The organism is Pseudomonas sp. MOIL14HWK12:I2 (genome assembly GCF_000510745.1).
Taxonomy (GTDB): domain Bacteria; phylum Pseudomonadota; class Gammaproteobacteria; order Pseudomonadales; family Pseudomonadaceae; genus Chryseomonas; species Chryseomonas oryzihabitans.
Window position 1 is genome coordinate 252,248 of record NZ_KI783314.1, and the last position, 14,791, is coordinate 267,038.

Here is a 14,791-nt window from a genome sequence, read left to right on the forward strand (position 1 = left end):
TTAGATGTTGGGCTGGATGCGGCGCTGCAGGATGTTGATCAGCAGCAGCATGACAAAGGACACCAGCAGCATGAACACGCCGATGCCGGTGGCGCCGGTGTAGTCGTACTGGTCCAGCTTGGAGACGATGAGCAGCGGCAGGATCTCGGTCTTGAACGGGATGTTGCCGGCGATGAACACCACCGAACCGTACTCGCCCACGCCGCGGGCGAAGGCCAGGGCGAAGCCGGTCAGCCAGGCCGGCAGCAGGGTCGGCACCAGCACGTAGCGGAACACCTGCCAGGGGCGGGCGCCCAGGCAGGTGGCGGCTTCCTCGATCTCCTTGGGGATGTCCGCCAGCACCGGCTGCAGGGTGCGCACCACGAAGGGCAGGGTGACGAAGATCAGCGCCAGGGTGATGCCGATCGGGGTATAGGCGATCTTGAAGGGAAACAGCGAACCGATCAGGCCGTTGGGCGCATAGAGGGCCGTCAGGGCGATGCCGGCCACCGCGGTGGGCAGGGCGAAGGGCAGATCGACCATGGCATCGATCAGCTTGCGCCCGGGGAATTCGTAGCGCACCAGCACCCAGGCCAGCAGGGTGCCGAGGATGCCATTGACGAAGGCGGCGAGCAGGGCCGTGCCAAAGGACAGCTGCAAGGCGGCCAGCACCTGGCGCCCGGTGATCAGCGACCAGAACTGCCCGAGGGTCAGCTGACTGGCGTGGAGGAACATGGCGCCCAGCGGGATCAGCACGATCAGCGCGAGGTAGGTCAGGGAGAATCCCAGGGTCAACCCGAAGCCGGGTATGACCGGGGAGAGACGGCGAGACATGAGACGTCCTTCTGCAAGGCGCCCCGGCGATGCATTCGCCAGGGCGCAGAGGGGTGGAACGATACCTGTTCCGGGCCGGTCAGCGTGAGCCGTCCCGGCCGGGGCGCTATTTGTTGATGTCGGCGAAGATCTTGTCGAACACCCCGCCGTCGGCGAAGTACTTGGGCTGCGCCTCTTTCCAGCCGCCGAATTCCTGGTCGATGGTCACCAGCTTGACCGGCTTGAACTGATCCTTGAATTCCGCCGCCACCTTGGCGTCGCGGGGACGATAGAAGTTCTGCGCGGCGATGCGCTGGCCCTCGGGGCTGTAGAGATACTGCAAATAGGCCTCGGCCTGCTTGCGGGTGCCCTTCTTGTCGACCACCTTGTCCACCACCGCCACCGGGGGCTCGGCCAGGATCGACAGCGACGGGGTGACGATCTCCAACTGGTCGCCGCCTTCTTCCTTGAGCGACAGATAGGCTTCGTTCTCCCAGGCGATCAGCACGTCGCCCAGCTGACGCTGCACGAAGCTGATGGTGGCGCCGCGTGCGCCGGTATCCAGCACCGGGGCGTGGCGATAGAGCTCGGTGACGAACTTGAGCGCCTCGGCATCGCTGCCGTACTTGGCCTTGGCATAGGCCCAGGCGGCGAGGAAGTTCCAGCGGGCGCCGCCGGAGGTCTTGGGATTGGGGGTGATGACCTGGACGCCCTTCTTCACCAAGTCGTCCCAGTCCTTGATGCCCTTGGAATTACCCTTGCGCACCAGGAAAACGATGGTCGAGGTGTAGGGGGTGCTGTTGTCCGCCAGACGCTTCTGCCAGTTGGGGTCGACCAGCTGCTGGCGCAGGTTGAGGGCATCGATATCGCCGGATAGCGCCAGGGTCACCACATCCGCCTGCAGGCCATCGATCACCGAGCGCGCCTGCTTGCCGGAGCCGCCATGGGAATTTTTGATGGTCACGTCTTCGCCGGTCTCGGCCTTCCAGTGCTTAGCGAAGGCGGCGTTGTACTGCTGGTAGAGCTCGCGGGTCGGATCGTAGGACACGTTGAGCAATTCAACGGCGTGGACCTGAGTGGCGAACAGGGCACCGGCCAGCGCGGCCAGGGCGAAACGGCGAATCGACATGAAAAGGCTCCTTGACGTGAGAATGCCGGACACCGTCTGGCGGGCACCTTGCCCGCTCGTCCGCTGACCTCGAGAACTCAGTGCTTGTTGGTGTGGCCGCTCTGGGGCCGGAATTTTTCCTTGCGCTCGATCTGTACCACCTGCCCGTTGTGCACGGTGATCTCGATGGCGCCGAACCTGAGTCCGCGCAAAGCCTGCTGGATATCGCGGAGCAGTGCGGTTTCGTCCTGGTTTTCCAGGCTGCGGAACGGAACGGAGCTCATGGGATGGCGTCCTCGGAGGCAGAGATGGGCGAAGAGGTGGGCCATCTTAGAATGCCGATCTTTATTTCTTAAAATTGCTAATAATGCTTTGTTTATTCACTTTTAGAATTAGCAGTCTGTGAAGGACACGTTGTGTAGCAAAAGGGAGGGCTGGATTTATCGCCCGCCCCGGCAATAATGCGCGAACGCCTGTTCACTGAACTTTCCGTGACAGTTGCACTACACAACTCGCGCGAGGTCCTCTGCGTCCATGAGCTACAACGGCCTGCTCGACCTGTCGGTCTGGCAACTGGTGGTGGTCACCCTGCTGCTGACCCACCTGACCATTGTCAGTGTCACCGTCTACCTGCATCGCTACTCCGCCCACCGCTCGCTGGAGCTGCATCCCGCGCTCAAGCACGCCTTCCGCTTCTGGCTGTGGCTGACCACGGCAATGAACACCCGCGAGTGGACCGCCATCCACCGCAAGCACCACGCCAAGTGCGAAACCGAAGAGGACCCGCACAGTCCGGTGCACAAGGGCCTGGCCACCGTGGTCCGCCGCGGCGCCGAGCTGTACAAGGCCGAGGCCAACAACGCCGATACCCTGCGCATCTATGGCAAGAACTGTCCGGACGACTGGATCGAGCGCAAGCTCTATTCCAATCCGCGCACCCGCAATATGGGCGTGGTGCTGATGCTGCTGATCGACATCGCCCTGTTCGGCGCCCTGGGTCTCACCGTCTGGGCCGTGCAGATGGTCTGGATTCCCTTCTGGGCCGCGGGTGTGGTCAATGGCCTCGGCCATGCCGTGGGCTATCGCAACTTCGAGTGCCGCGACGCCGCCACCAACCTCATCCCCTGGGGCATCGTCATCGGTGGCGAAGAGCTGCACAACAATCACCACACCTATCCCAACTCGGCCAAGCTGTCGGTCAAGCGTTGGGAATTCGACATGGGCTGGGCCTGGATCAAGCTGTTCACCTGGCTGCGCCTGGCCAAGGTCAATCGCGTCGCCCCCATCGCCCATCGCATCGAAGGCAAGGGGCAGCTGGACATGGACACCGCCATGGCCATCCTCAACAACCGCTTCCAGATCATGGCCCAGTATCGCAAGCAGGTGATCGGCCCGCTGCTGCGGCAGGAGCGGGTCAGCGCCACGCCCTCCCAGCGTCCGCTGTTCCGCCGTGCCAGGGGGCTGCTGGCCCGCGAGACCAGCCTGCTCAAGGCCCGCCATCAGGTGCGCATCGACGAGCTGCTCGAACACAGCCAGGCGCTGAAGCTGATCTACGAAAAGCGCCTGGCGCTGCAGCAGATCTGGGCCCGGACGAGTGCCAATGGCCATGACATGCTGGCCGCGACCCGGCAGTGGATCGGCGAGGCCGAAGCCAGTGGTATCCAGTCCCTGCGCGAATTCGCCGAACAGCTGAAAACCTATTCCCTGCGGCCGGCCGGAACCGCCTGAGAAAGGCTTCACAAAAGCCCACCGAAGCGGTGGGCTGCCCTATGCGGGGATTGAACCAGGCTGGTTTCAGCTGTCTCTAACTCCCTCAGGACCCCGCGTAGGCGCATTTGTATATGGATGAACAACCCCCACTGTCTGCTCTTCCCACCCCGGAAGAGAATCTTCTGGCTCTCCTGCACTCGCGGGCCGAGGCAGATCGCCTGCGTGATCGTGAGCAGCTCTTCAGCGCCCTGCTGGAAAGCGTCAACGCCGTGCTCTGGGCGCTGGACTGGCGCAACCGCCAGATCATCTATGTCAGCCCCGCCTACGCACAGATCTTTGGTCGATCCCAGTCGCTGGTACTAAGCGACTACAGCACCTGGCTCAACAACATCTATCCCGATGACCTGGAATACGCTCAGCGCACCCTGGAACAGGTGATCGAGCAGGGCGCCGTGGAGTCGCGCGAGTACCGCATCATCCGCGCCGACGGCGAGATTCGCTGGCTCAGCGACAAGTGCTTTGTCAGCCAGCGCAGCGAAGCCGGCATGCCGCTGCTGGTGGTGGGCATCGCCGAAGACATCACCGACAAGAAACGCATGGAGGAAGAGCTGCAGCGGCTCGCCACCACCGATGTGCTGACGCGCAGCAGCAACCGCAGGCATTTCTTCGAAAGCGCCCAGCGCGCCTTCGAATTCGCCCAGAACGAAGGCGAGCCCCTGGCCTTCCTGCTGCTCGACATCGACGACTTCAAGAAGATCAACGACCGCTTCGGTCACCAGATGGGTGATCAAGTGTTACAGCGTGTTGCCGAATGCGGTGCCCAGACCACGCGCCGGGGCGATCTGTTCGGCCGTATCGGGGGCGAGGAATTCGCCCTGCTGCTGCCGGGTTGCGACAGCGACCTGGCACTGCAGATCGGCGGACGCCTGCAACGGGCCGTGCGGCAACTGGCGGTGCCCACTGCCGAGGGGCCGCTGAAGGTCACCATCAGTCAGGGCGTCACCGTCCTGCGCGAGGGCGATGAGTCCCTCGACACCCTTTATGTCCGGGCTGACGAAGCCATGTACCGGGCCAAGCGCCAGGGCAAGGATCAGATCGTCCAGGGCTGAAGTCCCTCTGCCAGGCGGCCCGGCGACATCCCGGATGGCCTGGCCGCCGATTCAGCCGGCTGCGCGCGTCGCGTCTCCGCTGTCCTACCAGCCGGGCGGCTGCCCGGCCTCTCCAAAGTTCACGCGATCGTCTCCCTTCATTCGCTGATCTTTCGCTTCAGCGTGCCGCCATCGCCTGGCCTGCAGCCTGAAAAGGGTCACCGCGCCGATTGGAAAGACTTTTGTTGCAAGGCAGGTGGCGCCCAGTCAGCAACGAAAGCGCTCGACTGCTGCGGAGATCGGCTGGCAGGTCAGTCGCAAAAAATTACAAGTCCTTGAAGAAGAACGGAAATTCATTTGAATTCAGGGCTCGCGGGGCAAAAGTAGCTAGCTGGAAGGTTGCCGAATATCCCTCGAAACGCCCGCTCTAGAGCGTCACGGCGCTGGGTTGGGAGGGCTGGTTTCCCAGCAAAAGGCAAACCTTTCCCAGGGGGTGGGCAGCGCAGGTTCCCTCGGGTCATGACCGAACAGTCAGAGCGGAAGACCACAGGGCGGGTTTTCAACCAGGTATCGCTAGACGAAATGCTTTTTTGCAATTAGCTTTCGCAACGTGGAAGAGGGTGGCAGGGACCCTGTGCTGGAGGTCGCAACTTAAAAGTCGACCAGGCCCGGGATAATTCTCCAAATTGAAACAAAAGCCCTCTAGCTTTCCCTTCCGCACGGCCCGTCGGGCATACCACCAGCAGGCGCTGACACCTCTGGTGGCCGCATAACAACGATTCACCCCTGGAGCACACATGGTCAAGAAGCCACTGGTGGTCGCGGTCTCCGCGGCCTGTCTGAACCTGTCCGTCATTGCCGCTGCAAACGCTGCCGGCTTCATCGAGGACAGCAAAGCAACCCTCAGCCTGCGCAACTTCTACTACAACAGCGACAACCGTAACGAGGCTTCCTACGCTGCACGGAACCCCTCCAAGGTTGAAGAGTGGGGTCAGGGCTTCCTGCTGAACTATCAGTCGGGCTTCACTCAGGGCACCGTCGGTTTCGGCGTTGACGCCATCGGCATGCTGGGCCTGCGCCTGGATGGCAGCGGCCATGCCGGTCGTGCCACCAACTCCAACCAGCCGGGTACCATGTTCCCGCGTGAGACCGACAACAGCTCCGTTGACGAATTCTCCAGCGTTGGCGCTACCGCCAAGATGAAGATCTCCGAGACCGAACTGCGCTACGGCACCCTGATGCCCAAGCTGCCGGTCGTGGTCTTCAACGACGGTCGTTTGCTGCCGCAGACCTACCAGGGCACCCAGATCACGTCCAAGGACATCAAGGATGTGACCCTGACCGCCGGCCAGCTCGAGCGCGCCAAGAACCGTAACTCCACCGACGAAGACGATCTGTCCATCGCCGGTTCCAACGGTGCCCAGTCCGCCGCCCTGCGTCGCAACAGCGACCATTTCCGCTTCGTCGGCGCCGACTACAAGGTCACCAAAGACCTGACCCTGCAGTACTACTTCGGTCAGCTGGAAGACTTCTACAACCAGCACTTCCTGGGTCTGACCCACGCGGTCAAGCTGGGCGACGGCACCTTCAAGACCGACCTGCGCTACTTCAACAGCAAGGGCGACGGCAACAACAAGGACGCCGACACCCAGGCTGCCCTGTACGGCGCCAGCGGCTACTTCGGCGGCACCCGTACCCGTGGCGAAGTGGACAACCGTCTCTACAGCGGCCTGTTCACCTACTCCATCTATGGTCACACCCTGGGCCTGGGCTACCAGAGCACCAGCGGCGACAGCAACTTCCCGTATCTGAACGAGAACGGTGGTGCTTCGACCTATACCATCACTGATATCCAGATCAACAACTTCACCCGTTCCGGCGAAGACACCTGGCAGGCTCGCTACTCCTATGACTTCGGTCAGCTGGGTGTCAAAGGCCTGACCGCTGGCGTCATCTATCAGCGCGGCGATAACATCCGCACCTCCGCTGGTAGCGACTTCATGGAATGGGAACGCGACCTGACCGTCAGCTACGTCATCCCGGAAGGCCAGCTGAAAGGTCTGGGCTTCACCTGGCGTAACGCCATGCTGCGTACCGACCTGCCGGCCGCTACCCAGCGTGATCAGGACGAAAACCGTCTGATCGTCAGCTACACCCTGCCGCTGCTCTAAGCCGCGCTCAGGTCAAGAAAAAGCCCGTCGCGAGACGGGCTTTTTCGTTTCCGCCGGAAATCAGCGACCGGTCGGCTGCTGCTGGGTGATGCAGTGGATGTTGCCACCGCCGAGCAGGATCTCGCGGCCGGGAACCTGCACCACCTCGTGCTCCGGGAAGCAGGCCTGCAGGGTGCGAAGGGCCTCGGCATCCTCGGGGACGCCAAAGGTCGGGGCGATGATGCCTCCGTTGACGATCAGGAAGTTGACGTAGGACGCGGCCAGCCGCTCGCCGGCCCGGCGTGGCTGAGTGCCAAGGCAGGCATCCACGTCACGGCATTCCTCATCGCTGGCGAACAGCGGGCCCGGAGTAACGATCCGATGCACCTTGAAGGTGCGGCCGCGGGCATCAGTTTCGCGTTCCAGCACGGCCAGGGCCTCGCGGCAGCGGCTGTAGTTGGGATCGGCCTGGTCGTCGCACCAGCTCAGCAGTACCTCGCCCGGACGCACGTAGCAGCAGAAGTTATCCACGTGGCCATTGGTCTCGTCGTTGTAGAGACCGTGGGGCAGCCAGATGACCTTGTCCACCGCCAGGTAGTCGCTCAGGTAGCGCTCGATCTGTTGGCGATCCAGGTGCGGATTGCGGTTGGCGTTGAGCAGGCATTCCTCGGTGGTGATCAGGGTGCCTTCGCCGTCCACGTGGATGGAACCACCTTCCAGAACGAAATCGGGGGTGCGATAGCCAGGCAGGTTCTCGATCGCCAGGATCTTGCCCGCCACCTGGTCATCGCGCTGCCAGGGGAAATAGAGGCCGCCATCCAGGCCACCCCAGGCGTTGAAGCTCCAGTCCACACCGCGCACGCCGCCCTGGCCATCGCTGACGAAGGTCGGGCCGGTATCGCGACACCAGGCATCATCGTTGCTGATCTCCACTACCCGGATGTTCGGGTGCTGCAGGCGCGCGCGGGCATTCTCGTATTGGCCGGCCGAAGCGCCGATGGTGACCGGCTCGAAGCGGGCGATGGCCTGGGCGACCGCGGTGAAGGCTGCCTGGGCGGGTTTGCCGCCCAGGCGCCAGTTGTCCGGGCGCTCGGGCCAGACCATCCAGATCTGGCGCTGGTCGGCCCATTCGGCCGGCATATGGAAACCGTCGGCACGCGGCGTGGTGAGGGTGGTCATGGCGAGGCTCTCCGTCCAGAGTCGTCGTGGGCTGATAAGGGAAAGATCGAAAGGGCGCCGCCGGCGTGAACACGCGCAGGGCGCCAGAGGTACTGCAGAACAGCTGCCGACCGGTGCGGGACCGGTCGGCAGGCTGGCGCTTATACGGTGTGCAGGTACCAGTTGTACTCGAGGTCGGAGATGGAGTGCTCGAACTCCTCCAACTCGTGTTCCTTGCAGGCGACGAAGATGTCGATGTACTTCGGATCGATGTACTCCGCCATCACCGAGCTGTCGTCCAGGTAGCGCAAGGCATCGCGCAGGTTGTTCGGCAGGCTCTGCTCGTGCTGCTCGTAGGAGTTGCCCTCGGTGACCGGACCAGGCTCGATCTGCCGGGTCAGGCCATGGTGCACGCCGGCCAGGACGCCGGCCAGCAGCAGGTAGGGGTTGGCGTCGGCGCCGGCCACCCGATGCTCGATGCGGTGTGCCTCGGGCGTGCCGGTGGGGACGCGCAGGGCGGTGGTGCGGTTGTCCAGGCCCCAGCTCGGCGCATTGGGCACGAAGAACTGCGAGCCGAAGCGGCGATAGCTGTTCACGTTGGGGCAGAGAAAGGCCATGCAGGCGGGTAGGGTCTCGAGCACACCGCCGATGGCATGACGCAATGCGGCGTTCTGCTCGGGATCCTCGCCGGCAAAGATGTTGCGGCCTTCCTTGTCCAGCAGGGAGATATGCACGTGCAGGCCATTGCCCGCCTGGCCCGGATAGGGCTTGGCCATGAAGGTGGTGTCCATCTCATGGTCATAGGCGACGTTCTTGATCAGGCGCTTGAGCAGCACGGCGTAGTCGCAGGCCTTGATCGGATCGGCGACGTGGTTGAGGTTGACCTCGAATTGCGCCGGAGCTGATTCGGCGACGATGGCGTCGGCCGGAATGCCCTGGGCGCGGGCGCCGTCGATTATGTCCTGCAGGCAGTCCGCGTATTCGTCCAGATCGTCCATGGAGTAGACCTGGACCGACTGGGGGCGCTTGCCGGAAATGGGCGAACGCGGCGGTTGCGGGCGGCCGTTGATGTTCTCCTGATCGATCAGATAGAACTCCAGCTCGAAGGCGGCGCAGACCGTGAGGCCGAGCTCGTCGAAACGCTGGACGACCTGGCGCAGCACTTCGCGGGGGTCGGCGAAGAAGGGCTCGCCTTCCATCTCGTGCATGGTCATCAGCAGCTGCGCGGTGGGGCGCTTCTGCCAGGGCTCCATGGAGAGGGTGTCGGTGATGGGGAAGCAGACGCGGTCGGCGTCGCCGATGTCGAGGCCGAGACCGGTGCTTTCGACGGTGGAGCCGGTGATGTCGAGGGCGAACAGCGAAGCGGGGAGGTTGATTCCTTTCTCGAAGACTTTGGGCAGATTGTTGCGCTCGATGCGTTTGCCACGCACCACGCCATTCATATCCGCAATCAGAAGATCGACGAACTGGACCTCAGGGTGTTCCCTGAGGAAGTCGGTCGCTTCATCCAAACGAACGGCACGCGGGGGTACCGACATGATGAAACACCTTTGCTTTTGGCTGCGCTCGACAAAACGGTTAGCGCCTGATGCGCCTGTTTGCCCAGTGGGCCAACCGCAGTGAGGGCACGAGTGCCCGCTGTCGATCCGACAGCGACCTGAGAGTACGGTCTCGCCTGCGCTCCGACGCTTTGTCAGCGCCCCTGTTAAAAATATCAATCAGCGGAGTTACCACCCTGGAGTCAATCCGAAAGGCGGACCAAAGTCAACTGGAGGCAGCCCTGCTCGGAGGTGGTGCGCAGGCGCCTGTTTTTGGCGCATTTAGTCGGGCTGAAATGCCTCTGTTTAGCCGCTTCTGTGCAGAATCTCGAAACTTTTTGCCGATGGTTGTGAAAAATAACGAACAAGACTAGGCTCGGATGATTCCTGTTCAACCCGGTGCCCCATGTCCGCGCTGCCCCTCATAGGTGTCACAGCCTGTACCAGGCAACTAGGCCTGCATCCCTTTCACATCGCTGGCGACAAGTATCTGCGCGCGGTGGTGGAGGGGGCCGAGGGCATGCCGCTGGTGATCCCGGCCCTGGCCGACCTCATCGCCACCGACGCCCTGCTCGAGCGCCTGGACGGTCTGTTGTTCACCGGTTCGCCCTCCAATGTCGAGCCCCATCACTACCAGGGCGCGCCCAGCGAGCCCGGCACCCTGCACGATGCGGCCCGTGATGCCGTGACCCTGCCGCTGTTGCGTGCCGCCGTGGCGGCAGGCGTGCCGGTGCTGGGCATCTGCCGCGGCTTCCAGGAAATGAACGTGGCCTTTGGCGGCAGCCTGCACCAGAAGGTGCACGAGGTCGATTCCCTGATGGACCACCGCGAACGCGGCGAGACCCTGGAGGAACACTATGGCCTGCACCATCCCGTCGAGGTCCGGCCGGGTGGCCTGTTCGAGGCCCTCGGCCTGCCGGCGCGCTTCGAGGTGAATTCCATCCATGGCCAGGGCATCGATCGCCTGGCACCGGGATTGCGCGCCGAGGCGCTGGCCCCCGATGGCCTGATCGAGGCCGTCTCGGTCCGCGAGGCCCGCGCCTTCGCCTGTGGCGTGCAGTGGCACCCGGAATGGAAGGTGCGCAGTCACCCGGTCTATCTCGCCTTGTTCAAGGCGTTCGGCAAGGCCTGCAAGGCGCGCGCTGCCGAGCGCTGATGCTGTTCACCCCGCTCGAACCTTCGAGGTCTTTATGAGCACCCCGCTTGACCGGCTCACCGCCTGGTTGAAAGAACGCAAGATCACCGAAGTGGAATGCCTGGTCGCCGATCTGACAGGCATCGCCCGCGGCAAGATTTCCCCCACCGCCAAGTTCCTCAATGAAAAGGGCATGCGCCTGCCGGAGAGCGTGCTCCTGCAGAGCGTGACCGGCGACTACGTCGATGACGACATCTACTACGAGTTGCTCGACCCGGCCGATATCGACATGCACTGCCGGCCGGATGATCGGGCGGTATTCCTGGTGCCCTGGGCACTGGAGCCCACCGCCCTGGTGATCCACGACACCTACGACAAGCGCGGCATCCCCATCGAGCTGTCGCCGCGCAACCTGCTCAAGAAGGTGCTCAAGCTCTATGCCGAGCATGGCTGGCAACCCATCGTCGCACCGGAAATGGAGTTCTACCTGACCAAGCGCAGCGACGACCCCGACTATCCGCTGCAGCCGCCGGTAGGCCGCTCCGGGCGCCAGGAAACCGGGCGCCAGTCCTTTTCCATCGATGCCGCCAACGAATTCGATCCGCTGTTCGAAGACATGTACGACTGGTGCGAGGCCCAGGAACTGGATCTGGATACCCTGATCCACGAGGAAGGCACCGCACAGATGGAGATCAACTTCCGCCATGGCGATCCGCTGCACCTGGCCGACCAGATCTTCGTCTTCAAGCGCACCCTGCGCGAGGCGGCGCTCAAGCACAACGTCACCGCCACCTTCATGGCCAAGCCCATGACTGGCGAGCCCGGCAGTGCCATGCACCTGCACCAGAGCGTGGTGGATCTCAAGACCGGCAAGACGGTGTTTTCCAACCCCGATGGCAGCATGAGCGAACTCTTCCTGCACCACATCGGTGGTCTGCAGAAGTACATTCCCGAGGCGCTGCCGCTGTTCGCCCCAAACGTGAATTCCTTCCGCCGCTTCCTGCCCGACACCTCGGCGCCGGTCAACGTGGAGTGGGGCGAGGAGAACCGTACCGTGGGCCTGCGGGTGCCGGATTCCGATCCGCAGAATCGCCGGGTGGAGAATCGCCTGGCGGGCGCCGATGCCAACCCCTACCTGGCCCTGGCGGCCAGCCTGCTGTGCGGCTATCTGGGCATGATCGAGAACGTCTCGCCCAGCGCGCCGGTGCAGGGGCGTGGCTACGAACGTCGCAACCTGCGCCTGCCGCTGACCCTGGAAGCCGCCCTGGAGCGCATGGAGCAGTCGGCCACCCTGGAACGCTATCTGGGGAGTCGCTTCACCCGCGGCTATGTCGCGGTGAAGCGCGCCGAACACGAGAACTACAAGCGCGTGATCAGTTCCTGGGAGCGGGAATTCCTGCTGCTCAGCGTCTGACCGCGATCCGAGGAGAGGCTTCGTGAACACCTTTACCACCGCCCATTGGCAGGACCTGAGTCGCCGGCATCTGCTGGCGCCCTTCACCGACTATCGCCAGCTCAACGAAAAGGGCGCGCGCATCATCACTCGCGCCGAGGGCGTGCACCTCTGGGACAGCGAGGGTCAGCGCATCCTCGACGGCATGGCCGGACTCTGGTGCGTCAACGTCGGCTACGGCCGGGAAGAGCTGGTCGAGGCGGCTAGCCGCCAGATGCGCGAACTGCCCTACTACAACCTGTTCTTCCAGACCGCCCACCCGCCGGCGCTGGAGCTGGCCAAGACCATCGCCGAGCTGGCGCCGGAGGGCATGAACCACGTGTTCTTCACCGGTTCCGGCTCGGAGGCCAACGACACCGTGCTGCGCCTGGTGCGCCATTACTGGGCGACCAAGGGCCAGCCGGAGAAGCGCGTGGTCATCGGGCGCTGGAACGGTTACCACGGCTCGACCCTGGCCGGGGCCAGCCTGGGCGGCATGGCGGCGATGCACGAGCAGGGCGGCCTGCTGCCCGACATCGTGCACATCCCGCAGCCCTACTGGTTCGGTGAAGGCGGCGAGATGAGCCCGGAGGAATTCGGCATCTGGGCGGCCGATCAGCTGGAGCGGAAGATCCTCGAGGTCGGGGAAGAGCGCGTCGCCGCCTTTATCGCCGAGCCCATCCAGGGCGCCGGCGGGGTGATCGTGCCGCCGGAAAGCTACTGGCCGCGGGTGCGCCAGATCCTCGCCAAGTACGACATCCTCTTCATCGCCGACGAGGTCATCTGCGGCTTCGGCCGTACCGGCGAATGGTTCGGCAGCCAGTACTACGGCAACGCTCCGGACCTCATGCCCATCGCCAAGGGGCTCACCTCCGGCTACGTGCCCATGGGCGGCGTGGTGGTGCGCGACGAGGTGGTCAGGGTGCTCGACGAGGGCGGCGAGTTCTATCACGGCTTCACCTATTCCGGGCATCCGGTAGCGGCCGCCGTGGCCCTGGAAAACATCCGCATCCTGCGCGACGAAGGCATCGTCGACCGGGTTCGCAGCACCACGGCACCCTATTTGCAGAAACGCTGGGCGGAGCTGGCCGACCACCCGCTGGTGGGCGAGACCCGTGGCGTCGGCATGGTGGCGGCGCTGGAGCTGGTGCGCGACAAGAAGACGCGGTCGCGGTACGAGGGTGGGGCGGGCATGCTCTGTCGCGAGCACTGCTTCCGCAATGGCCTGGTGATGCGCGCGGTGGGCGATACCATGATCATCGCGCCGCCGCTGGTGATCACGCCCGAGTCCATCGACGAGCTGGTTACCCTGGCGCGCCTGAGTCTCGATCAGACCCATGAGCTGCTGCGCCAGCGTGGCTAATGGCCGGCAAGGCTTGAGCGCGGCGGCGGACCTTGCCAGACTGCGCGCGGGCGCTGGCCGCGCACCGAATCAAAAGACCAACGATGACTTGAGGAGCACCACCGCATGAATGTTTTTGGCAAGACTCTTCTAGCGCTGAGCCTGGCCGGCCTCTTTGCCGGTAACGCCTCGGCGGACCCCAAGGTCCTGCATGTCTACAACTGGAACGACTACATTGCCGAAGACACCATCGCCAACTTCGAGAAGGAGTCGGGGATCAAGGTGGTCTATGACGTTTACGACAGCAACGAGACCCTCGAGGCCAAGCTGCTGGCCGGCCGTTCCGGCTACGACGTGGTGGTGCCGTCCAACTCCTTCCTGGCCAAGCAGATCAAGGCCGGCGTCTACCAGCCGCTGGACAAGTCCAAGTTGCCCAACTACAGCAACCTGGACCCGCAGCTGATGAAGACCCTGGAAGTCAGCGATCCGGGCAACCAGTACGCCATCCCCTACCTGTGGGGCACCATCGGCATCGGCTACAACCCGGCCAAGGTCAAGGCTGCCCTGGGCGACAATGCCCCGGTGGATTCCTGGGACTTGATCTTCAAGCCCGAGAACCTCTCCAAGCTCAAGGGCTGTGGCGTGGCGGTGCTGGATTCGCCCACCGAGATCATTCCCGCCGGTCTGCACTACCTCGGCTACAAGCCGGATAGCCAGGATCCCAAGGAGATCAAGGCGGCCGAGGACCTGTTCCTCAAGGTGCGTCCCTACATCACCTATTTCCACAGCTCCAAGTACATCTCGGACCTGGCCAACGGCAACGTCTGCGTGGCGGTCGGCTATTCCGGCGACATCGCCCAGGCCAAGGCCCGCGCGGCCGACGCCAAGAACGGCGTGACCGTGGCCTACAACATTCCCAAGGAAGGCGCTGGCACCTTCTTCGACACCATGGCCATTCCCAAGGATGCCGAGAACCCCGAGGGGGCGCTCAAGTTCATCAACTACATCATGGAGCCCAAGGTGATCGCGGCGGTCAGCGACTACGTGCAGTATCCCAACGGCAACAAGGCGGCGACCCCGCTGGTGGCCGAAGAGATCCGCACCAACCCGGGGATCTATCCGACCCAGGAAACCATGGCCAAGCTGTACGCCTTCCCGGATCTTCCGGCCAAGACCCAGCGTCTGATGACTCGTACCTGGACCACCATCAAGTCCGGCAAGTGAGTTCTGCCGCCGCGTGCGGCTGACAGGACGGCACGCCGGAGTCACTCCGGCGTGCCGTACGTCTGTATGGACCGCTGAAAGGGTGTCGTCGCCGATGCCCACCATGAAAGGAGC

At 63.6% G+C, this 14,791-nt stretch carries 12 protein-coding genes; 7 read left to right on the plus strand and 5 right to left on the minus strand.

What is annotated here, in order from left to right:
• The 3 genes from cysT to oscA form a co-directional block, all read right to left on the minus strand.
• Positions 1 to 813 carry a sulfate ABC transporter permease subunit CysT gene (cysT, locus tag PSK12I2_RS0122300; protein WP_027600152.1) on the minus strand — a complete coding sequence of 271 codons (813 nt, stop codon included), beginning with the start codon at positions 811 to 813 and terminating at the stop codon, positions 1 to 3.
• 106 nt (positions 814 to 919) lie between these two features.
• Positions 920 to 1,921 (minus strand): sulfate ABC transporter substrate-binding protein, encoded by a 1,002-nt coding sequence (locus PSK12I2_RS0122305; RefSeq protein ID WP_027600153.1) that lies wholly within the window; start codon positions 1,919 to 1,921, stop codon positions 920 to 922.
• Between the two features lie 77 nt (positions 1,922 to 1,998).
• Positions 1,999 to 2,184 (minus strand): sulfur starvation response protein OscA, encoded by a 186-nt coding sequence (oscA, locus tag PSK12I2_RS0122310; RefSeq protein ID WP_027600154.1) that lies wholly within the window; start codon positions 2,182 to 2,184, stop codon positions 1,999 to 2,001.
• Positions 2,185 to 2,434: 250 nt separating this feature from the next.
• On the opposite strand from oscA, the gene desA reads away from it, so the two are divergent.
• The 3 genes from desA (at position 2,435) to PSK12I2_RS0122325 (ending at position 6,869) form a co-directional block, all read left to right on the plus strand.
• Positions 2,435 to 3,628, plus strand: coding sequence for a delta-9 fatty acid desaturase DesA (gene desA, locus PSK12I2_RS0122315; RefSeq protein WP_027600155.1), 1,194 nt, complete (start codon positions 2,435 to 2,437; stop codon positions 3,626 to 3,628).
• 113 nt (positions 3,629 to 3,741) lie between these two features.
• Entirely contained in the window at positions 3,742 to 4,719 is a 978-nt protein-coding gene (locus PSK12I2_RS0122320) for a sensor domain-containing diguanylate cyclase (protein WP_027600156.1), read from the plus strand.
• A 776-nt stretch (positions 4,720 to 5,495) separates the two neighbouring features.
• Positions 5,496 to 6,869: an OprD family porin gene (locus tag PSK12I2_RS0122325; protein WP_027600157.1), complete on the plus strand. Its 1,374-nt coding sequence runs from the start codon at positions 5,496 to 5,498 to the stop codon at positions 6,867 to 6,869.
• A 60-nt stretch (positions 6,870 to 6,929) separates the two neighbouring features.
• Here the strand turns inward: PSK12I2_RS0122325 and aguA are convergent, their stop codons facing one another.
• Positions 6,930 to 8,027: an agmatine deiminase gene (gene aguA / locus PSK12I2_RS0122330; RefSeq protein WP_027600158.1), complete on the minus strand. Its 1,098-nt coding sequence runs from the start codon at positions 8,025 to 8,027 to the stop codon at positions 6,930 to 6,932.
• Between the two features lie 140 nt (positions 8,028 to 8,167).
• On the minus strand, positions 8,168 to 9,544 hold the full coding sequence (locus PSK12I2_RS0122335; RefSeq protein WP_007160769.1) for a glutamine synthetase family protein: 1,377 nt from the start codon (positions 9,542 to 9,544) through the stop codon (positions 8,168 to 8,170).
• A gap of 406 nt (positions 9,545 to 9,950) precedes the next feature.
• On the opposite strand from PSK12I2_RS0122335, the gene PSK12I2_RS0122340 reads away from it, so the two are divergent.
• The 4 genes from PSK12I2_RS0122340 (at position 9,951) to PSK12I2_RS0122355 (ending at position 14,677) form a co-directional block, all read left to right on the plus strand.
• The gene (locus tag PSK12I2_RS0122340) at positions 9,951 to 10,700 is read left to right on the plus strand and encodes a gamma-glutamyl-gamma-aminobutyrate hydrolase family protein (RefSeq protein WP_027600159.1); all 750 of its coding nucleotides are present in this window, start codon (positions 9,951 to 9,953) and stop codon (positions 10,698 to 10,700) included.
• Between the two features lie 34 nt (positions 10,701 to 10,734).
• Complete coding sequence (locus PSK12I2_RS0122345) at positions 10,735 to 12,093, plus strand: glutamine synthetase family protein (protein WP_027600160.1); 1,359 nt, start codon at positions 10,735 to 10,737, stop codon at positions 12,091 to 12,093.
• 22 nt (positions 12,094 to 12,115) lie between these two features.
• Positions 12,116 to 13,474 (plus strand): aspartate aminotransferase family protein, encoded by a 1,359-nt coding sequence (locus PSK12I2_RS0122350; RefSeq protein WP_027600161.1) that lies wholly within the window; start codon positions 12,116 to 12,118, stop codon positions 13,472 to 13,474.
• A gap of 105 nt (positions 13,475 to 13,579) precedes the next feature.
• Positions 13,580 to 14,677, plus strand: a complete 1,098-nt coding sequence (locus PSK12I2_RS0122355; RefSeq protein WP_007160773.1) for a polyamine ABC transporter substrate-binding protein — start codon at positions 13,580 to 13,582, stop codon at positions 14,675 to 14,677.
• Positions 14,678 to 14,791: the final 114 nt, after the last annotated feature.

What these genes read in the sequence shown, in the direction of transcription:
- cysT (WP_027600152.1), bottom strand. Translation starts at nt 813, where the DNA reads ATGTCTCGCCGTCTCTCCCCGGTCATACCCGGCTTCGGGTTGACCCTG.
- PSK12I2_RS0122305 (WP_027600153.1), bottom strand. Translation starts at nt 1,921, where the DNA reads ATGTCGATTCGCCGTTTCGCCCTGGCCGCGCTGGCCGGTGCCCTGTTC.
- oscA (WP_027600154.1), bottom strand. Translation starts at nt 2,184, where the DNA reads ATGAGCTCCGTTCCGTTCCGCAGCCTGGAAAACCAGGACGAAACCGCA.
- desA (WP_027600155.1), top strand. Translation starts at nt 2,435, where the DNA reads ATGAGCTACAACGGCCTGCTCGACCTGTCGGTCTGGCAACTGGTGGTG.
- PSK12I2_RS0122320 (WP_027600156.1), top strand. Translation starts at nt 3,742, where the DNA reads ATGGATGAACAACCCCCACTGTCTGCTCTTCCCACCCCGGAAGAGAAT.
- PSK12I2_RS0122325 (WP_027600157.1), top strand. Translation starts at nt 5,496, where the DNA reads ATGGTCAAGAAGCCACTGGTGGTCGCGGTCTCCGCGGCCTGTCTGAAC.
- aguA (WP_027600158.1), bottom strand. Translation starts at nt 8,027, where the DNA reads ATGACCACCCTCACCACGCCGCGTGCCGACGGTTTCCATATGCCGGCC.
- PSK12I2_RS0122335 (WP_007160769.1), bottom strand. Translation starts at nt 9,544, where the DNA reads ATGTCGGTACCCCCGCGTGCCGTTCGTTTGGATGAAGCGACCGACTTC.
- PSK12I2_RS0122340 (WP_027600159.1), top strand. Translation starts at nt 9,951, where the DNA reads ATGTCCGCGCTGCCCCTCATAGGTGTCACAGCCTGTACCAGGCAACTA.
- PSK12I2_RS0122345 (WP_027600160.1), top strand. Translation starts at nt 10,735, where the DNA reads ATGAGCACCCCGCTTGACCGGCTCACCGCCTGGTTGAAAGAACGCAAG.
- PSK12I2_RS0122355 (WP_007160773.1), top strand. Translation starts at nt 13,580, where the DNA reads ATGAATGTTTTTGGCAAGACTCTTCTAGCGCTGAGCCTGGCCGGCCTC.